The following is a 19,590-nucleotide window of genomic DNA, read 5'->3' as shown; positions in this document are numbered from 1 at the left end:
ATTATTGAATTAAATCATAGATTTCCATTGCTACGATATCAATATTGTCGAATTGATAGTGCTGTTGGGTATCTGTTTCAGTCAATTCAAATGTTTCAGTTGATTTATCGTAAGTTACGGTACATTTTTCAACGCCTTCTTTTTCAAAGCGGCGAACTTGGATTTCATTATCGGTTGCTTCAGTCATTGCTTCTAAACGTCTGATAATGGCAACTAATTGTGAACTTGTCATGGGGAAAGCCTCCTTTTTCTCAACTTCTGTTATATTGTATCAAAAGCGCCAGCAGCTTGCATTGGTTTTTACAAAAAAATCATATTTTTTTGTAAAAACATTAGTTTCCCCACCATAGTTTAATTAAAGCTTGTGTTCCATCATTTTCGTATCCTTTTTGCGCGAGCAATTCATACAAACGAGTTGCTTCTTTAGTAGCTGGTAAATCAATTGCCATTTTCTCAGCTTCAGCCAATGCAATCTTTAAATCTTTGATAAAATGCTTCACAAAAAATCCTGGCGTATAATCCTCTTTTAAGATACGAGGTGCGTAGTTTGCTAAAGACCAGTTGGCACCACCGCCACCACCTACAGTTTCAATAACTTTTTCCAGATTTAAACCCGCTGCCTTAGCGTAAACCAGCATTTCTGTCATCCCAGTCATAGTGCCGGCAATCATAATTTGATTGGCCATTTTCGTATGCTGTCCTTTACCAGGACCGCCATGTAAAACATAACTTTTTCCCATCACTTTAAAAAGTGGCATTACTTTTTCATAAGCTTCCTGGGAGCCACCTACCATAATGGTTAAAGTTGCGTTTTTCGCACCTAAATCACCACCAGAAACTGGTGCATCTAATGATTCTGCGCCTTTTTGTTTCGCTGTTTGAGCAATTTGTTCTGCTAAAGAAGGTGTACTGGTCGTCATATCAACTAAAATTTTATCTTTTACATCCGCAGTAAAGATTCCATTTTCGCCATAATAAATTTCTTTTACATCTTGCGGGTAACCAACAATCGAAAAGACCACATCTGCATTTTCTGCTACAGCTTGTGGTGTATCGCACCAAACCGCACCTTGTTCTACGATTTGCTTTGCTTTAGCTTTAGTTCGATTGTACACATACGCTTCATTACCAGCCGCTAATAAATGCGCGGCCATCCAATGCCCCATAACGCCGATACCGATAAAACCAATTTTCATCTGCTACCATCCTCTCAACTAGCCATAAATGCCATAAATAAAAAATCACAACTTTAGTATAAGCTAAAGCCGTGATTTTTTGTTGTGATAAGACTGTATTTTAATTAGAAGTCCGTTTAAATGAATACAATTTTACTTTAATTTTTTTCATCGTTGGAGCAGTTTCTTTTTCTAAAGATAGGTTGGCATAATAAGCAATCATATCGTGATAAAAATCTAACATCGCTTCACCAAAATGAGTCGCAGAAATTTCATACAGTTTATTAGAAAGCTTCATTGGATCTGATTTTTGGCCACTGGCGATATAATCCAATAATGCATCAGCAAACTCTTCATCTTTGGCAAAAGTGACCCCAAACGACGCATCATCAATCAAATTATTTAAATAATCATTTCCCTCAACGATTAAAGGTGTACCCGCAGCCATTGCTTCTGTGTAAGTTAAGCCTTGTGTTTCTGAAGTTGAAGCACTAACAAAATAATCCGCTGCATGATAATAAAGAGCGACTTCATCATTTGGTACTTCGCCGACAAAATAGACGTAATCTGTTAAATCTAATTCTTCAACTAGCTCTTTTAATTCTTCTGTATAAGGACCTTTACCAACAATGACTAAACGGGCTTTGGGTAATTGTGATACGACTTGTGGTAAACCGTGAATAATTGCTTGAATATTTTTTTCATAAGAAATACGACTCAATGATAAAAGCATAATTTCGTCATCTTCAATGCCCATTTCGTTTCGCACTGTTTTTTTCATTTCCGAAGTAATGTCAGGTCGTTCAAATTTTTCCAACTCAATCCCAGTCGGAATAACACGCATCGGAGAAGTAACACCATAGCCTCTTAAGGTATCGATGACACGTTCACTTGGGCAAACGACTCCAGTTGTATGATTTGCAAATAAACGGGAAAAGTATTTTACATGAGATTGTCTGACTACTTTTCCTTTTGCTATATAATGCAAATAGTCTTCATACATAGTATGGTATGTATGAATTACTGGTATTTTTAATTTTTTTCCGACCATTTTACCTAAAAGTCCTGCACCAAACTCAGTATGCGTATGAATTAAATCTAACTCTAATTCTTTGGCGATTAGATAAGCATACCACATTCCTCGCACAACAATCCGTCGATCTTTAAACGAAACAAAAGGCACACTTGGCATGCGAATAATGTCATCTTCTACGCCAGTTGCATTAGGATCGGTCGTAGTAAAAATGTAAACCTCATGTCCTTTTTTTTCTAGCTCCGTCTTTAATGTTTTAATTGATGTCGCAACACCGCTAACTTGCGGAAAATAGGTATCTGTAAAAAATCCGATTTTCACAGTCTTTCCTCCAAACTATCTCGCTGTAACTTCTTCAGTTAACCAACAACTTTTCTATAGTGTAGCACAGCTTTTTCATACTTTAATCAAACTATAGTCCTATTTCAAGTTATATTTTAGCGTTAATATCACTAAAATAGCAATGAAAAAAAAGCAAGTGACAAACTCGTTAGATACTTTGTGCACATACATGCCACATTTTCACTAATAAATTCTAGTAGCGTTTAATTTTAACCATTTTATTCTTTCTTCTAGCATAGCATATAAGCTGTCGTATTTCTTTTTTTAAAACTACAAAAGAACAGATTTAAAAATAGAAAAACAAAATTTAAAAGTAAAATTCAGATAAACAAAAAAACCCCAGAGAAAAATCTCCGAGGTTAAAAATAACTTTTATTTTACCGCTTCTTCTACTAATTCAATGACTTCTTCCATTGTATCGCAGTCATTTAATGCTTTATCAGCAAGAACTTTCATATCTTCAGTAGATAAACGTTTCATTAAGCTACGTGTTTTAAGAATTGATGTTGCGCTCATTGAGAATTCATCTAAGCCCATTCCCATCAAAATTGGCACAGCAGTTTGATCGCCGGCCATTTCACCACACATACCAGCCCATTTACCTTCAGCGTGAGCTGAATCAATTACATTTTTGATTAAACGTAAGATAGATGGGTTATATGGTTGGTAAAGGTAAGACACGCGTTCGTTCATACGGTCTGCAGCCATAGTATATTGGATTAAATCATTAGTTCCAATACTGAAGAAGTCGACTTCCTTGGCAAATTTATCAGCTAAGACAGCTGCCGCTGGAATTTCAATCATAATACCAACTTGGATTGTATCAGAAACTGCTACACCTTCGTCGATTAATTTTTGACGTTCTTCATCATACATTTTTTTCGCTGCTCTGAATTCTTTCAATGTTGCGACCATCGGGAACATAATTCGTAAGTTACCAAAGGCAGAAGCACGTAACAACGCACGTAATTGCGTACGGAACATGTCGTCACCTAATTCTGATAAACTAATACGTAATGCACGATAACCTAAGAAAGGATTCATTTCATGCGGTAAAGTTAAGTATGGTAATTCTTTGTCCCCGCCAATGTCCATTGTCCGAACAACGACTGGTTTATCACCCATACCTTCTAAAACTGCTTTATAGGCTTCAAATTGATCTTCTTCGGTTGGAAAATCAGGTGAGTCCATATAAAGAAATTCTGTTCTATATAAGCCGATTGCTTCAGCGCCGTTATTGTGTACCCCTTCTAAATCTTTTGGTGTACCAATGTTAGCAGCTAATTCAAAGTGTTTACCATCAGCAGTGACAGTATCTGCTTCTTTTAATTTTTCCCATTCAGCTTTTTGGGCAGCAAAATCTGCCCCCGCTTTTTGGAATTCAGCTTTTTGTTCTTCAGTTGGATCAATGATGACGTCACCGATAATACCGTTAACAGCTAGGATGTCACCTGCTTTAACTTTAGCTGTAATTTCTTTTGTTCCTACAATTGCAGGAATTTCAAGAGAACGAGCCATGATAGCAGAGTGAGAAGTCCGTCCGCCAATGTCAGTAACAAAAGCTTTAACGAATTTCCGGTCTAATTGTGCAGTATCACTTGGTGTTAAGTCGTGGGCAACCACAACAACTTCTTCATTAATCATTGAAGGATTTGGTAAAGTAACTCCTAATAAGTGTGCTAAGACACGTTTGGCAACGTCACGGATATCAGCTGCGCGTTCTTGCATGTAAGCATTGTCATCCATTGCTTCAAACATGCCAATATACATGTCAGTAACTTCTTTCAATGCAGCTTCTGCATTGACTTTGTTATCTTTCACGTTTTGTTTAATTTGACCAATCATTTCAGGGTCAGATAAGACCATCAAATGGGCGTCAAATACTTGAGCTTCTGCTTCGCCCAAACTTTGCGCTGCTTTTTCCCGAATTTGTTGTAATTCTTCAGTAGATTTTGCTAAAGCATCGTCTAATCTTTTTGCTTCTGCTTCAGTATCTTCTACTGAAATTTTGTTAAAGGATAAATCCGGTTGAACTAGCAGGTAAGCTTTCGCAACGGCAACTCCGTCACTGGCGGCGATCCCTTTTAGCATTTCAACCATTATTCAGATAATCCTTCTTTCTTCATTGTTTCAACGATTGCAGCCATTGCGTCTGCTTCGTCAGCACCTTCTGCTGTGATTGTTACGTCAGAGCCTTGGCCAACACCAAGAGACATAACGCCCATGATAGATTTAAGATTTACTGATTTGCCTTTGTACTCTAAGTTAATGTCAGAGTTAAATTTGCTAGCAGTTTGTACTAATAATGTAGCGGGACGTGCGTGAATCCCTGTTTCTGCAACTACGTGAAAATCTTTTTTTTCCATATTAATCGGTCTCCTTTGTGAAACAAGTTTTTTGTGAGGGTTTTCTTTTTTAATAGTGGAAATAAATCATCAAAAAAGGCCCTTTCAACTGTTAAGATTACCATTTTTTTTACAATCGTACAACCGTTTTCTCTCATATTAACTAAAAGATATCTAGTCCAATTAAATTTGAAAATTTTTCTTCCTTTATTTAAAGCAATTCCGATCTCTTTGTTATTAAACAAAAGATGCTGACTTACTAGCAAAAATTATCTTCTTATAATAGAAGCAGACAAATTACTTGCACCCTACAATAATTTTAGTATAATACAGTTATGGTCAATAAAGGTCAAAGATAACTTTGACTTGACCCCGCTTTTTAGGTGTATCTTTTTACTCATTAAAAAAAGCGCGTTACAATAATAATTGAAAGTAAATCCATGAAAGGTCGTGAATTATTTATGCTTTGTCAAAACTGTGGCAAAAATGAAGCAACCATTCATTTATACGCAAATGTAAATGGCCAAAGAAAGCAATTAGATTACTGCCAAAGTTGCTACCAAAAATTGAAAAATCAAACTGGTAGTCAAACAAATATGATGGCACAAGATCCATTTGGCTTTGGAAGTCTTGATGATTTGTTCCGTCAAATGTCGCAACAAATGCAACCAAGAAATCCTGGAGATCAAACTCCCCCTACCCAATTTGGTGGTGGCAATAACTTTAACGGTGGGCAACCCCCTCGTCAAAACCAAGGAGCCAACGGACTATTAGGTGAATATGGTATTAACATTACCGAACAAGCCCGCAATGGTGACATCGATCCTGTTGTTGGTCGTGACGATGAAATTAAACGTGTAATCGAAATTTTAAATCGCCGTACAAAAAACAATCCTGTTTTAATCGGTGAGCCTGGTGTTGGTAAAACAGCCGTGGTTGAAGGTTTGGCACAAAAAATCGTCGATGGCGATGTACCACAAAAATTAATGGATAAAGAAGTAATTCGTTTAGATGTCGCTTCTTTAGTTCAAGGTACAGGTATTCGCGGTCAATTTGAAGAAAGAATGCAAAAATTAATCGATGAAATTAAGCAAGCTGAAAATGTTATCTTATTCATCGATGAAGTTCACGAAATTGTCGGTGCTGGTTCTGCTGGTGATGGCAATATGGACGCAGGCAATATTTTAAAACCTGCTTTAGCCCGTGGTGAACTACAAATGGTAGGTGCTACAACCTTAAATGAGTACCGTATCATTGAAAAAGACGCTGCCTTAGAACGTCGGATGCAGCCAGTTCGAGTGGATGAACCTTCTGTTGAAGAAACAATTGCGATTTTAAAAGGTTTGCAACCACGTTATGAAGATTATCATCATGTAAAATATACTGATGAAGCAATAAAAGCTGCTGCAATTCTATCAAACCGCTATATCCAAGATCGATTCTTACCAGATAAAGCAATTGACTTACTAGATGAATCTGGCTCTAAGAAAAACTTAACTATTCAATTGGTAGATCCAAAAGCGATTGAAAAGAAATTGCAAGATGCGCAAGCACAAAAACAACAAGCATCCCAAGAAGAAGATTTCGAAAAAGCAGCCTACTATCGCGATCAAATTAACAAATTAGAAGAAATGAAAAACAAACAAATCAGTGATGAAGAAACACCAACAATCACTGAAAAAGATATGGAACAAATCGTCGAAGAACGAACAGGTATTCCTGTTGGCGAATTAAAAGAAAAAGAACAAACGCAATTGAAAAACCTTAGCCATGACTTAAAAGAACATGTTATCGGCCAAGATGAAGCTATTGATAAAGTAGCCAAAGCAATTCGTCGTAATCGGGTCGGTTTAAGTAAAAAGAATCGTCCAATTGGTTCATTTTTATTTGTCGGACCTACTGGTGTTGGTAAAACAGAATTAGCAAAACAACTGGCCTACGAAATGTTTGGTTCTGAAGATTCTATGATTCGCTTTGATATGTCAGAATACATGGAAAAACATAGTGTGGCGAAATTAATCGGTTCTCCTCCTGGTTATGTCGGTTATGAAGAAGCCGGTCAATTAACAGAAAAAGTTCGTCGTAACCCTTACAGTTTAATTTTATTAGACGAAATTGAAAAAGCCCACCCTGATGTTTTACACATGTTCTTACAAATTTTAGATGATGGCCGCTTAACAGACGCACAAGGTCGCACGGTTAGCTTTAAAGATACTTTGATCATCATGACAAGTAACGCAGGTACTGGCAATGTTGAAGCAAGTGTTGGTTTTGCCGCAGCAAGAGAAGGTGTTACTCGTTCTGTTTTAAACCAACTAAATAACTACTTCTCACCTGAGTTCTTAAACCGTTTTGACGGTATTATTGAATTCAAAGCTTTAAGCAAAGAAAACTTATTGCACATCGTAGAACTAATGCTACAAGAAGTAAACGATATGTTAGCTTCACAACATCTTCACATCACAGTACCAAAAGATGTCGAAGAAAAATTAGTTGATTTAGGTTACAACCCTGCAATGGGTGCTCGACCATTACGTCGTACCATCCAAGATCAAATTGAAGATGGCATCGCCGAATACTATTTGGATCACCCTGAAGCAAAAGAGTTGGCAGCACGCTTAACAGAAGATGGTAAAATTGAAGTTACCCATGCTGAAGAAAAAGAAAGTGAAAAACCTGCTGACACAACAGAAGAATAACTAAAAAAAGCTCATAATCTAGCGGAAATGTACTGGATTATGAGCTTTTTCTCGTCTTATTTTTTTAATAATCGGCTTAGATCAGGAAATAATTCACCAAACTTTGTTATCTTTTCAAGTGTAATCACTTTTCTTATCGCCTTTTGAACCGTATAATAATAGATGAGTTAGTTCAAACTTGCCTTGAAGGAGTGAACCAGATGAAATTAATCAACGTAACCAACAGTCACTCACGTTTGGTGCGCAATCAATTGGAAAATACAGATGCCGAATTGGTGAAAGTTTATACGGCTGGCAACTCTACTGTTGTGTATACAGTAGCACCCAACCATAATGAAATTTTATTGATTAATAAAAAGCGCAATCTGAATGAACGTGAAATTAACGAAATAAAAGAATATTTTCTAAAGAAATTACCAGCTGGCAGCTACGAACCTGATTCTATCACCCAGATTGAGCTACCTGGGCTAGTTGAAATTTCGATAAAAACAAATCAGCTAAGTAATAACGCATCATAAAAGTGACGACAATCATACTTTTAAAACTAAAATACCGTTTCTAGTAACCTTTGCGGATACTAGAAACGGTATTTTTAACTTATGAAAGTTGTAAAGCTGTTTTTTGCTTTTTTTGTTTTTCTTTAAACACACGGAACAAGAAATCATCCGTAGCATCAAAAGACCCTTCACCTTCCACAATCCAATATTGGTGATTATTAGCAGGTACCAAAGAAGCAGCACACGTAATAATTGCATCATATTGTTCATTGGAGGTTGTATTCATTAACGAATACTCGACAAAAGGCAAATCTTCAATTCGATTAATTAAAGAGTACAAAAGAAAATGGTTTGGAAAACCAATGATTCCAACTTTGATTTTGTCAGTCTTTTCATTTCGTTCCACTTGAGGTAAACTCACCAACGTCAAAAGATTAACTAAATCGTCACTTTTTTTTGCCGCTAAAATATTTGCCACATACCCTTGTAAGATTTCATAGTTGGGATGTTGCACTTTTAAACTTTCCAAAATAAAATCTAAATTTTTAGGGGCTTTGCCATCAAACAATTGCTGGCGCAAAAAGATAGTTTGATAATTTATTAGTAGCAGTTCTTGTTTATTGCGTGGGAAATTCTGAAAATATGGTAACATTTCTGCCAAGAAGTCTGCTGCTTTTGCTTTTGATTCAGTCAAACTTTTATAATTTTTTCGAACGTAAGGTAAACGCGGATCGTTTTCTGAGAAATACTGTGGCCAGTAAAAAATAATATATGCCACAAAATTGGCTTCTCTTTCCCGATAAGTTTCAGCCACACCGTCTTGGGCTAACTTTTGTTTAAACCGTGTATTTAAAGCTACAGGATATAAAAAGTGATTAATTTCTGGCTCATCAACGTAATGCCCATGCTTAGTCCGCAACAAGCTTATTGCTTGATAAAGAATTTGTTCTCTTTGTTCAAAATACTGTAAATAAATTAAATCATTTTCATCGAGAAGTGTATGTAAATCAAAATTATTTTTTTCAAAGTATTGAAATAATTCTGTTCCAAAATCAACCATCCACAAAAAGTTAAAATACATAATCCGAATCAACGCTTCCCGTCCGGTTACTTCCATTTGCAGACAATTTAGACGAATGCCTTTATCTTTCAAATAAGCAACTAATGGCTTTAGCCGCCGCATCAAAGAAGACTGACTTAAATCTGTTAATTGCCCAAACTCTTTTAAATCCATTTCTGGTTGTAAAAGTGTCGCTAGTAAAACTTGATAAGGCACACTATTTTGTAATAAGAATTGACGGTAACTATGTAGCTTAGGTAAACTGCCATCAATCTGGACTTTTTCTTTTTCTGTAAATAAGACATAACCTGTCTCTAAATCAAACAAATCTTGATTCATTTGGTTTAATAAATTAGCCGTTTTAATATGAGAAAAACCGGTATATTTTTCAAAATAGTGAATTGGATACAACCCCTGTTCCAATTCCAACATATGTTTAAATAACATAAGTTTATTCTGTGCTGGATCATCTAATAAAATCGTTTCTAACATTTTATGGCCCCTTTTAAGTTTATACCTCATAATAGCATAAATACGATTTGTTTTACTAGATGATTGTGTTTTGCTAAAAAAAATTCTCAATTTGAATAAGTTCATAGAATCTTTTTTGAATTTTTTGTCGCTCTTTCTTCTTTTTGTGATTGGTCTAAAAAAAACAATAAAAAATGCAGCGTCACTAACAAACGCTGCATTTAAAATTTACTACTATCATTTACTAATAACACATTACTACTTAGGTGTAAGACGTACTGACTAAAATTATTTAGTTGTCTTTTTCCTAAAACGGGAGACAATCAACGTAATACTTAAGATAATCATTAATACTCCCATAATGAGGTAGTTGGTATTTATCTCATCCCCTGTTTGTGGGTAAAACTCCTTTTTTGTCGAAACATAGACAACTTCATTGGATGTCGAACTTGAAGTGGTTTCCCCTGGCTCTGAAACAGACGACTCAACAGGCATGTTTAACACTCCCGTTACTTGAATATCTCCACTCATCTGCAAGCCCTCCTACAAAATTAAGGTGTATCTTCTGGCCAACTAACAGCTTTAAATTGAAGAGTCATAGTATAATTTTCAGTAATTATATCCTCCTCAGCCAGTGGATCCTTAACCTCTCCAACGTATCTAAAAGTAACAGTATTAGCAGTTGTGTTCAGTTCAGAAGGATCATCTTTTCCAAGTTTTCCATTATTATTTGCAAGTGTATGAATAGTCTTTCCGTTATCCTCTGAAGCTACTAAACCATTTTCAATAATTTTAGGAGTACTAGTAAAGCCCTGCAATGAGACTGAGTACTTAAATGGGGCAGGATCGACAGGATTTTCTTTCACTATTTCCTTAAAAAGAATATCTACTGGACGACCAGAATTATTAGTAATTGTATAGTCAGGTGATGCAATAGGTGCATTTGCTTTTTTATCGGTACTATAAAAGATTGTATCAGTCGGAAGTGTAACATTGATCCAAGCATCCTGTCCTTCTGGAATTGTCGCATCCTCAACTGTATTATCCATACCTAATGTACCATTAATCTTAACCTCTCCAGAATTGTTACTAACAATATCCTCTGCATATGCCGGTAGGGCCATCAACACGACGCTTGATAGTGCAACTAAACCAAATATTTTTTTCATTTTTCCTCTTCCTTTCTTTTTTTATTTCACAACAAAATCAATCGCTGCGGCAACTTGTCCACGTTTTCCTTTGGTATTACCATCATAAATGCTAAAAAGCGCAGTTGCCGGATAACTCCCCTCCTCCAATTTTTTTTCCAGAGTAGCTCCTTTTATTTCATAACCCGGGTGAATAGCACCCGAGGTATAAACTAATTCATTTGAATCTTTTAACCGAATTTCCACGTTGATTGGATTGGCGTTATGAGGTGGATTTTGAATAAACAAATCACTCTTTGTACCTTGTTGCACATTGGCAGTGGGGGCGATAACCATATTGAACTGGCTCGCATCTACTTTTTTTTGCGCCAATTGTTGTAATTCTTCACCTGAAATTTTGGATGCATCTTTTCCATCTGGCAAAAACTCACCACTAATGATTGTCACAGGTACATCAGGTTGATTAAAATGACGATAAACAAAATATCCCCCAACACTTAACAACAAAAGTAATAATAGAAGTAAAATTATTTTTTTGTTTTTTTGATTGGACTGCGTGTTAGTTGTATTCATTCTGTTACTCCCCCGTTCTCGTAAATTCCAAAATCATGTTGTATTTTGTGTTGATTTCCTTACCTGCGTTACCAAAGTATTCACCAGTAAACTGTAAATTTATTTGCTGATCGATATCTAATTCTCCCATATCAACATTTGCTAAATCTTTTTTTAATGTAGTGGGTTCTTCACTGTCTTTTGCTAGCTGTAAATATAAGTGACCTTTCGTATCGCCGTCTATATTTTCTAACAAGTCAACGCCTGACTCACCGTCTTCACTAAAAGAATTTATCTTTAATTCAATTGGATAAGCACTATTATTTTTGACTCGATAGCGTTGTGATGTGACTAGTAGTCGTCTGTCTTCTTCAGACATTTCCGTATTAAAGAACATTTCAGTTGGGAATGTTACATTGAGTGCATCCGTCTTTGTGGTAAAAGATAATTCATACCATTCACTATCACCTGATTCAAAACCCGCTTCGATTTGGACATAAAGCCAATATTCTGTCTGTTCTGCTAAATCGGCAAACTCTACAGAACTTGTAATTTCTGCTTCAGTAAGCCCTGTTGCTTCTCCTGCTTCTTCTGCTTTTGCTTCTATCTTTTGTTCAGTGATTTTATCAGTATCATTAAAGTTTTCAGTATCTTGTTGTTTACTAAATAGCAAATAAACTACGCCAGTAATAACATTATAGTTGGTCAAATAATCAGTCAGATTAAAAACAGCGCTAGTATCTTTAACCACTTGTTTGACATCTAGTATCACTGCTGGGTTGGGCAGGCGTTGTAAGACAATACTTCTTGCTCCTCGAATCGTTGTTTTTTCGTCTGTCTCAAAATCGTCTTGAGTCGAATTTAACGTGAAATCGGTCCCATTCGAACTAACGACAGCACTACTACCAATAATGGTGTTTATAGGAGTATTGCCTGCCGTAATGCCGTAACCGGTAATATCGTCGACAAAGTCAGAAAATGTGAACCCCGCATTGACGGGTTCCTTGTTCGTTGATCCAGAAACATTAAAAGATAAACGATAAGCATTATCAATAATGAAATTTGCTGCAGGAATGGTATTATTAAAAACTTGATTTGCATTTGTCACTTCCATACTTAATGTCGAATCCCTCGCAAAGTTGAATTTGGAAGCATTAGAAAAATTAAACTTGCTCGCAAAAGTCAAGTCGAGTTTTCCACCTTCATCAACTTGAAGACTCATTGGTCGACTAAGGTTGACAAACGTTCCATCACCATTAATCTTAAGCGATGCATCCTCTCCAATCTTCATTGTTCCATTACCTGAATAGTTATCGACAAACCGACTACTCGTTGTGTTATAATCCACAACCGCTCCTGCCTCTAATTCAAAACTAAAATCACGTCCTGTCCCATATGTCACGATCGAATTGCTCTGTCCAGTATCATGTTCAACTGTCGTGTGGCTATCTTTTTTAAATAGAAAATGATTACATTCTGCAAATTCTTGAGATGAGGTCCCATCTTGTACTGAGAAAAAGTTTTCTCCTGAAAAGACAACTTTACTATCTTTCCCACGATTAAAAAAAGGTTGCGCTCCTCTATTTGAATAATATGTGACATTTTCAACTTCAACTGTAACATTTGAATAAGTAGTATTTCCTCGGCAAAGACCGTAGTACTCATTAGTAGTTACGGAATAATCGGGTGAACCAAATGTCATATTCATAAATTTCACCCAAACATTATTTGCTTTAACTTCAAGAGTATTCTTGTTGTATGATATGGTACGATCACTACCATCAATCGTAACATTACTTGTAACTTGAGGAGAACTTACATCAAAATAAAAAATTTCCTCTGAAGGAGCTAATTTAATGTACGCAATTTGTGGATCTTCAATTGCTGTTTTTAGCTCTGCTGAATTTTCGACAATTCGAGGATCATCTTCGGAAGTCCCACTACCACTTGCCTGTACACCCACAGCACGGCTGACACTTTCTTTTGTCGGCGGGTCTTTAGACTCACTTTCTTTTGTACTGCTATCGGCTACTTGCTCCTCAGCGATTACTTGTTCCTCAGAACTAGCACTTGTTTGACTCTCAAGGGTTGCACTAATGCTATCATGAAGTTCTAATTTTTTAGTGGATTCGGTAGTCGTTTCGTGCGTTTTTCCACTTGAACTTTCATCATAATTTTGGGTCGCGGAAAACGAGGAAGAACCCGTTGCAAAAAGAAGTTGGGTACCTAAAAGCAAAGCGCTTAATTTTTTTATACCAATCATTCCAGATAATCTCCCTTCTTTTAATACTCAATACGAATTCATAAAATTAAAAAAATATAACGCTATTTAATTAAATACTAATTTATAATCCGATATTTTTCAAATATAATGAATATTACATCTATTATTATCGTTAGAAAAACAACGAATTACACCGATTTTCACTAAAAACAGCACAGATATTTCTAATTCGAAGGGGTATAATTTTACGCTTCATTAAATAATGAAGTGAATTCAAATAAATTTATTAGATAACATAAAAAAAGCTATGCAACGTAATTGCATAGCCTAAAACAACAACTTAAGTTTTATATTATAAAATTTTACATCAAACTCTTCAACTTCACATCGGGGTACTTATCGGCAAACCAGCGTTCTGCAAATTGGTTTTCAAATAGGAATAGTGGCTGGTCAAAACGATCTCGCGCCAAAATATTTCGCGAGGAGCCCATTTTTTCATCCAATTGTTCTGGATCAATCCAACGAGCGATTTTGTGTCCCATTGGTGTCATTACCACTTCAGCGTTGTATTCGTTTTTCATCCGGTATTGGAAATGGAATATTCTCTTTTCTATCAAATTCTATATTTTAATCTTACTTGATTCTGTGAAAAAAACAAGGGTCAACCATCCGTAAGTAAAACTTTATTTTCGTTTTTATATAACTTCTGGCAAGAAAGTTTATATGTTACTTTTACTAAGAAAAATCTCTATCATCTAGTAGAAATCCTCGATCATTTCAAACAAAGCATCTTCAGCAATATCCTTTTAAAAGTATCCCTCATCCACCCAATTTCATTAACAATAAAACCAACAATTTTTCTCAGAGTAAAGAGTTTCCCTACTCTTCAAATCGTTTATTCATCTCAACTATTCTTTCTTGGTGCTCTACTACTGTCCAACCATCGAAGGTTAAATCCCAGATAATATCCCCAATTAATTCAACTTTATTTTGATATCCTTCAACAGGATAATTTAATAGTTCAATCAGAGGAATAAAATCAATAGCATACTTGTCATTATCCTTATCTATGAGACAAATATGCCAATAGAAAACAGATTCTTCAAAGTCATCTCTTTCTTTAGTAATTATCAACTTACTATTATCCAATATGACATTAGCTCTATTAGCTGGCTCAAGAACTTTTATGAAATCATCCACACGTTTACCAACACTTTCTGTCGAGTACTCAACCATAAATTGCTCTTTAATATATTCGATAATTTGATTTTTCATCTTACCTGTTAATGAATAGTATAATTCGGTACCAATAGATTCCAATTAATCACCTCCTTATTCTTCAGCTGATAAATGGTTATATGACATTCCATAAACTCCTATATCAAAGTAAATCCACTAACAATTAATGCAATTCCAATTCTGTGCGTTTTCACTATAGGTGATCCACTACCACATGAACAAACAAAATAGGACTGAGAGATACATTAAACGACTAGCTTTTCTTCTCGCTGAAATCTCCTTGTCTTTCGATAAATCTCCAATTGGTGATTAGAACAATTGATTCAAAAATTAAACTAGATTAACGAATGGATTTACTGGTCAATTTAGGAATTTTTTCTATTTAGCTCTCTACTCTTCATTGTCAGTTAATTTTCTTCCATAATCTTTTTGACTGTTTTCTTTGTAAAATAGTAATCCTCTAGAATATCATGCATCTTTGAAATTGAAATATTTTCAAACTCATTACCTCTTTTATCATAATCAAAGTTAATTAATATGTCTGTATGATCCCAGTTTGAGCAGCCTCTCTCACCTACTACAATATTTTATCTAGACTCTGCTTGATTCCAATATAAATAATTTAGTCGTATCAACCCATCCTCTTCATTTGGAAGGTTAAAGATTTGAATTTTTTGACCGAGAGGATCATAACTTTTGACAAATGTAGTTACCGTATGTGGAACACTATCCAACAAGACAAAAGCATAATCAGACGAACGAAGATGATTAAAGACATAATCTTCTCCCTTTTCATATGCATCAATTTGTTCAACCTTTTTTACATATTTACTCAATAATGCAACAAAAGGCTTAACACGTTTGTTTCCAACAACAGTCAACGATAGACCCGCGACCCATTTTTTCACTTCTTCATTAGCAAATATATCTTGGGGATGATTTTTCTTGGTTGCTGTCTTCTTTTTCAACTTTCTTTCTTCAGTTGTTTCCTTTTCAACAATAGGATAGCAGTATCCTATGGAAACAACATCGGGTTCATCTAACTTACGAAAAACCTGTATTGCCATTCCATCAACTAGTAAATCTTTTCTATCGTACCCACGATGGACTTTCAAAGGTAGAATAATTTCATCATTTATATCATGAAAAAAAAGATCCTGTTCAGTTGTGACTTCAAGATATCCGTACAAAACATCAGACTGAGCTTGGTTCATCTCCCTAGAATTATGAAGAAAAAGCCATTGATACTTTTCAAATAGAGTATTTAGCTGATTAAAACTTCTAAATGTTCTACTGTCCAACTGTTGAATCAGTCTTGGTATAACATCTTGCGGATTTATACTGTTTATTTTGTATAAATTTTGTTGCATTTTTTTGTACCTGGATTGTAGCTTATCGCTTTTAATTTGCAAATTTTCCAAACGGCGTTCTTGCTGGACGCTAAATTTCCGAGTCTCTTTAATTAGTTCTTTTAATTCTTCTATCTTATGATCGCGCTCCTGAATCTTTTGATTATAACGACGATCTCTTTGATGCTCTTTATCTACGTACCGCTTCATCTTAATTCTATCTTGAAGTAAAAAGGCGATTAACTCATTTCGAAGTTTCACCTCTTCTAATGCTGTATTTTCTTCATCCCATCCAGATAACCGCAAATCATTCAATAACCTGTCAGCTTCTTTAAATCTTTTGTCAGCATCTTCTCTAATATTTTCCGCATCTTGAAGTTGCTGTGTCGCATACGCTTTTACTGCCTTTAACTCACTTCTTACAGTTCGAGATTTTTTTCGTTCCAATGCAGCATCATTTTTAAATCGTTTTAATTGCCGCGTCAAATCCATTACTTGTTTATTCAAACGAGAAACTTCATCTTGATTGACTTTGACTGACTTTTTTTTGACGCCCTCATTTGAATCAGCTTTAGAGCGTTCCACAGATAGTCGTTTTTGTTGTTTTTCTTTGGCTTGCTCAAGCAATTTTTGATATCTTTCCTTATGCTTTTCCTTGTTACTTTTTTCAAGTTCTTTAAAATAATTAGATTTTTTCATTGCTTCTCACTACTTCCTATGAAAAATGTCTGTATACCCTGCTCTTGATTTTCTTTAGGATACCCAATCGCATTCATGTAAAAAGTTGTATTTTCCCTTTCAAAAGTACCAACCAGATGTTGATGACCACAAATCCATTTTAAAGCTTTGAATCGATTTACTGAAGACACATAGCATTCATTAAAAGGAAATGGACTGAATGGTGGTTGTACAGGCGGAAGATGAGTAATCATAACATCTACGGAAGATAATGAATTGTAAAAATCAAAATCTTCACGATGATACTCTTCCCACACTTTTTCAGAACCTTTCAAATTTGAAAAAATAAATTGACTATCATTATTGTACTTTTTATAATAGGTCAAACTATTTTCAGAAGTCAGCTGATACCACAAACGCGTTCCCGCAAACGTAACATTATCAATTGTTTTGATTTGATTTTGAAGAATATGGATGTCATCTCTTAAAAGAAAATAGTTCTGAATTTCATTTAAACGATTTTCAGAACATTCCTGGTATTTCTTCTTTTGAGATTGCGATATGAGATAGTGATCATGATTGCCAAATACAACCACGACATTTTTATAAAACAAAGCAAAGTGCTCAATCATACAAATTGTTTGAAAGTTGTACTCAGAATAGTCACCTGCTAAAACAATCACATCACCGCGATTACAAGAAATAAACTTTCTTTCAATAAACGATTGGACTTGTCGCCTTTGTTTTTGAGGATTCTTGTCAAATGATACATAATGATTTAAATGGAGATCCGAAATATAATCAATTTGCATTTTTTATCCCTCTATACCTATAACTTAAATCAAGTTTTATAGTAGACCCTTTGGGAAGTCGAATATTATTTACTCTTTCAGTATTTGTTCTTGTACGAATACCTTGCATTATAACAACATCATTAAAATTACCCCTATTTTCGATAGAAAAATATATTCTTCTGACTTTCTGCCACTGAGCTTTTTCTATCAATTCAACAGGAAAAGAAAATGCCAACTTTTCTCTCTTCTTATTTTTACTGATGTTTACAATTTTAATTTTCCCCATATTTATTTCCTCCATTAAAGTAATAGTATAGAGCTTATTGGTAGGAGTAGGAGTGAAAAAAGATACTTCACTCCCTTTGCGAGCACAATAAAGTCTATTTTGAGAAAATCCTCCCCCTACCTCTACAAAAAATTTCTTATATCAATTATTACAACGATATTTTTCGTCATCATTTCATATCGAGGATATTATAAATAACCAAATAAGTAAAATAAAACCACTTAAAAGGCTTATTCAAAGCTTTAGAGTAAACAAATAGATAACAATTAAAAAAAGTCTATAAAATTTCAATTTTATCAAGCGTTACTTTTAAAGATGAATCTCCTGATATTGAATATAATTACTTCAGATTATTTTTTTGATGTTATCTCCAAGTACAATTTCAAATTCACTTTGGCTGTGTATTTTGATGTAAACTTGATTGTGTACCGTAATGTACACTTGGTTATGTACCTTGATGTACACCTAGTTATGTACCTTGATGTACACCTAGTTATGTACCTTGATGTACACCTAGTTATGTACCTTGATGTACACTTGGTTATGTACCTTGATGTACACTTGGTTATGTACCTTGATGTACACTTGATTGTGTACTTTGATGTACACTTGGTTGTTTACTTTGATGTACACCTAGTTGTGTACCTTGATGTACACCTAGTTGTGTACCTTGATGTACACCTAGTTGTGTACCTTGATGTACACCTAGTTGTGTACCTTGATGTACACCTAGTTGTGTACCTTGATGTACACCTAGTTGTGTACCTTGATGTACACCTAGTTGTGTACCTTGATGTACACTTGGTTGTGTACCGTAATGTACACTTGGTTATGTACCTTGATGTACACCTAGTTGTGTACCTTGATGTATACTTGGTTGTTTACTTTGATGTGCACCTGGTTATGTACTTTGATTATGATGCCGAAATTAGAAATAAAAATGCTAGGGACTTATCACATTGAAAGCCTCTAGCACCTGCTATTAATCAGTAACTTTTTGTCTATCACGAATAGCGTAAACAGTCTTTCGTGGAATACCAACCTCAACAGAAATATCTTTAATTGACCTCTGTTGATTAAGCATCTCAATAATTCGGTCATACACCAATTTATCAGCACCTATAGCTTCAGAACTATATTTAACTCTTCTCCCTTTATAAACACCACGTTGTTTTGCAAGTTCAATCCCTTGGCGCTGACGTTCTTTTATTTTCTTTCGCTCTGATTCAGCAACATATGAAAAAACCTCGATTACTAAATTAGTTAATAAATCTTTCAGTGCTGGCTCCGTAATACCTGTGAAGGCAGGTAGATCAAGTATTTCAACGTTTGCACCTTTTTCCCGAATAGTCTGTAGGATTCGCTTGATATCCCTACTGTTGCGACTTAGCCTATCCAGACTAGTTACGACAACGGTATCTTTCTTCCTAATAAAGTGGAATACTTCTTGTAGTTGCATCCGATCTTCAATATTTTTACCAGATACTTTTTCTTCAAAGATTAATAGATCATCATCCAATATATTATTTCTTTGTTTCCATTCATTGATCAACTCTTCTTGTCTTGCTAGATTCTGATCAGCAGACGACACTCGTAAATATGCAACAAACAAAAAATCACCTCAGCTCAAATTTAAAATAAGATAAAACCCATAGGTAACACAATTATTTAAAGAAAAAGCCATATTTCATATGACTT

Annotated in this window: 17 protein-coding genes and 1 pseudogene; 2 read left to right on the top strand and 16 right to left on the bottom strand. The window is 35.1% G+C overall.

Translation table 11 applies throughout. The features are described 5' to 3' along the window. Window position 1: 1 nt before the first annotated feature. The 5 genes from IGI65_RS07905 to IGI65_RS07885 form a co-directional block, all read right to left on the bottom strand. Complete coding sequence (locus IGI65_RS07905; RefSeq protein ID WP_071864753.1) at window positions 2-232, bottom strand: YkuJ family protein; 231 nt, start codon at window positions 230-232, stop codon at window positions 2-4. A gap of 100 nt (window positions 233-332) precedes the next feature. Beyond that, a complete protein-coding gene (locus IGI65_RS07900; RefSeq protein WP_438773805.1) occupies window positions 333-1,196 on the bottom strand; it encodes an NAD(P)-dependent oxidoreductase in 864 nt (287 codons plus the stop codon). Between the two features lie 100 nt (window positions 1,197-1,296). After that, window positions 1,297-2,529: a glycosyltransferase family 4 protein gene (locus tag IGI65_RS07895; RefSeq protein ID WP_438773804.1), complete on the bottom strand. Its 1,233-nt coding sequence runs from the start codon at window positions 2,527-2,529 to the stop codon at window positions 1,297-1,299. A gap of 393 nt (window positions 2,530-2,922) precedes the next feature. Beyond that, window positions 2,923-4,650, bottom strand: a complete 1,728-nt coding sequence (gene ptsP, locus IGI65_RS07890; RefSeq protein ID WP_071864756.1) for a phosphoenolpyruvate--protein phosphotransferase — start codon at window positions 4,648-4,650, stop codon at window positions 2,923-2,925. After that, the gene (locus IGI65_RS07885; protein WP_016172193.1) at window positions 4,650-4,916 is read right to left on the bottom strand and encodes a phosphocarrier protein HPr; all 267 of its coding nucleotides are present in this window, start codon (window positions 4,914-4,916) and stop codon (window positions 4,650-4,652) included. Before IGI65_RS07885 ends, ptsP begins: the two co-directional genes overlap by 1 nt. Window positions 4,917-5,356: 440 nt before the next feature. On the opposite strand from IGI65_RS07885, the gene IGI65_RS07880 reads away from it, so the two are divergent. Both IGI65_RS07880 and IGI65_RS07875 read left to right on the top strand, forming a co-directional pair. Beyond that, window positions 5,357-7,594, top strand: coding sequence for an ATP-dependent Clp protease ATP-binding subunit (locus IGI65_RS07880; protein WP_180708253.1), 2,238 nt, complete (start codon window positions 5,357-5,359; stop codon window positions 7,592-7,594). Window positions 7,595-7,794: 200 nt separating this feature from the next. Continuing rightward, window positions 7,795-8,112 carry a DUF1827 family protein gene (locus tag IGI65_RS07875; RefSeq protein ID WP_438773803.1) on the top strand — a complete coding sequence of 106 codons (318 nt, stop codon included), beginning with the start codon at window positions 7,795-7,797 and terminating at the stop codon, window positions 8,110-8,112. Between the two features lie 79 nt (window positions 8,113-8,191). Here the strand turns inward: IGI65_RS07875 and IGI65_RS07870 are convergent, their stop codons facing one another. The 11 genes and pseudogenes from IGI65_RS07870 to IGI65_RS07820 all read right to left on the bottom strand — a co-directional run bounded on the left by IGI65_RS07870 (window position 8,192) and on the right by IGI65_RS07820 (window position 19,504). Further along, complete coding sequence (locus IGI65_RS07870) at window positions 8,192-9,643, bottom strand: helix-turn-helix domain-containing protein (protein ID WP_438773802.1); 1,452 nt, start codon at window positions 9,641-9,643, stop codon at window positions 8,192-8,194. A 267-nt stretch (window positions 9,644-9,910) separates the two neighbouring features. Further along, window positions 9,911-10,153: an LPXTG cell wall anchor domain-containing protein gene (locus IGI65_RS07865; protein WP_071864761.1), complete on the bottom strand. Its 243-nt coding sequence runs from the start codon at window positions 10,151-10,153 to the stop codon at window positions 9,911-9,913. A 20-nt stretch (window positions 10,154-10,173) separates the two neighbouring features. Continuing rightward, a complete protein-coding gene (locus IGI65_RS07860) occupies window positions 10,174-10,791 on the bottom strand; it encodes a hypothetical protein (protein WP_438773800.1) in 618 nt (205 codons plus the stop codon). A gap of 21 nt (window positions 10,792-10,812) precedes the next feature. Continuing rightward, window positions 10,813-11,343, bottom strand: coding sequence for a hypothetical protein (locus IGI65_RS07855; RefSeq protein ID WP_438773799.1), 531 nt, complete (start codon window positions 11,341-11,343; stop codon window positions 10,813-10,815). 4 nt (window positions 11,344-11,347) lie between these two features. Beyond that, on the bottom strand, window positions 11,348-13,585 hold the full coding sequence (locus IGI65_RS07850; RefSeq protein WP_438773798.1) for a pectate lyase-like adhesive domain-containing protein: 2,238 nt from the start codon (window positions 13,583-13,585) through the stop codon (window positions 11,348-11,350). A gap of 323 nt (window positions 13,586-13,908) precedes the next feature. After that, window positions 13,909-14,139: pseudogene (locus IGI65_RS07845) on the bottom strand (peptide chain release factor 3); the annotation flags it as partial. 286 nt (window positions 14,140-14,425) lie between these two features. Further along, the gene (locus IGI65_RS07840; protein WP_412258798.1) at window positions 14,426-14,866 is read right to left on the bottom strand and encodes a DUF6557 family protein; all 441 of its coding nucleotides are present in this window, start codon (window positions 14,864-14,866) and stop codon (window positions 14,426-14,428) included. A 506-nt stretch (window positions 14,867-15,372) separates the two neighbouring features. After that, window positions 15,373-16,833, bottom strand: a complete 1,461-nt coding sequence (locus IGI65_RS07835) for a hypothetical protein (RefSeq protein ID WP_438773797.1) — start codon at window positions 16,831-16,833, stop codon at window positions 15,373-15,375. Next, window positions 16,830-17,624 (bottom strand): metallophosphoesterase family protein, encoded by a 795-nt coding sequence (locus IGI65_RS07830; RefSeq protein ID WP_438773795.1) that lies wholly within the window; start codon window positions 17,622-17,624, stop codon window positions 16,830-16,832. The genes IGI65_RS07835 and IGI65_RS07830 overlap by 4 nt, the downstream gene beginning before the upstream one ends. Beyond that, window positions 17,614-17,892, bottom strand: coding sequence for a hypothetical protein (locus tag IGI65_RS07825; protein WP_438773793.1), 279 nt, complete (start codon window positions 17,890-17,892; stop codon window positions 17,614-17,616). The genes IGI65_RS07830 and IGI65_RS07825 overlap by 11 nt, the downstream gene beginning before the upstream one ends. Window positions 17,893-18,874: 982 nt before the next feature. Continuing rightward, complete coding sequence (locus IGI65_RS07820; protein WP_438773792.1) at window positions 18,875-19,504, bottom strand: recombinase family protein; 630 nt, start codon at window positions 19,502-19,504, stop codon at window positions 18,875-18,877. Window positions 19,505-19,590: the final 86 nt, after the last annotated feature.

This window comes from Enterococcus sp. DIV0755b (assembly GCF_051713765.1).
GTDB classification, from domain to species: Bacteria; Bacillota; Bacilli; order Lactobacillales; family Enterococcaceae; genus Enterococcus_C; species Enterococcus_C canintestini.
Note: the sequence above shows the minus strand (reverse complement) of the source record. Positions and strands in the feature narration are given on the sequence as shown.

Excerpts from the sequence above, each read along its gene's own strand:
- IGI65_RS07905 (WP_071864753.1), bottom strand. The coding sequence starts at position 232 with ATGACAAGTTCACAATTAGTTGCCATTATCAGACGTTTAGAAGCAATG.
- IGI65_RS07900 (WP_438773805.1), bottom strand. The coding sequence starts at position 1,196 with ATGAAAATTGGTTTTATCGGTATCGGCGTTATGGGGCATTGGATGGCC.
- ptsP (WP_071864756.1), bottom strand. The coding sequence starts at position 4,650 with ATGGTTGAAATGCTAAAAGGGATCGCCGCCAGTGACGGAGTTGCCGTT.
- IGI65_RS07885 (WP_016172193.1), bottom strand. The coding sequence starts at position 4,916 with ATGGAAAAAAAAGATTTTCACGTAGTTGCAGAAACAGGGATTCACGCA.
- IGI65_RS07880 (WP_180708253.1), top strand. The coding sequence starts at position 5,357 with ATGCTTTGTCAAAACTGTGGCAAAAATGAAGCAACCATTCATTTATAC.
- IGI65_RS07875 (WP_438773803.1), top strand. The coding sequence starts at position 7,795 with ATGAAATTAATCAACGTAACCAACAGTCACTCACGTTTGGTGCGCAAT.
- IGI65_RS07870 (WP_438773802.1), bottom strand. The coding sequence starts at position 9,643 with ATGTTAGAAACGATTTTATTAGATGATCCAGCACAGAATAAACTTATG.
- IGI65_RS07865 (WP_071864761.1), bottom strand. The coding sequence starts at position 10,153 with ATGAGTGGAGATATTCAAGTAACGGGAGTGTTAAACATGCCTGTTGAG.
- IGI65_RS07860 (WP_438773800.1), bottom strand. The coding sequence starts at position 10,791 with ATGAAAAAAATATTTGGTTTAGTTGCACTATCAAGCGTCGTGTTGATG.
- IGI65_RS07855 (WP_438773799.1), bottom strand. The coding sequence starts at position 11,343 with ATGAATACAACTAACACGCAGTCCAATCAAAAAAACAAAAAAATAATT.
- IGI65_RS07850 (WP_438773798.1), bottom strand. The coding sequence starts at position 13,585 with ATGATTGGTATAAAAAAATTAAGCGCTTTGCTTTTAGGTACCCAACTT.
- IGI65_RS07835 (WP_438773797.1), bottom strand. The coding sequence starts at position 16,833 with ATGAAAAAATCTAATTATTTTAAAGAACTTGAAAAAAGTAACAAGGAA.
- IGI65_RS07830 (WP_438773795.1), bottom strand. The coding sequence starts at position 17,624 with ATGCAAATTGATTATATTTCGGATCTCCATTTAAATCATTATGTATCA.
- IGI65_RS07825 (WP_438773793.1), bottom strand. The coding sequence starts at position 17,892 with ATGGGGAAAATTAAAATTGTAAACATCAGTAAAAATAAGAAGAGAGAA.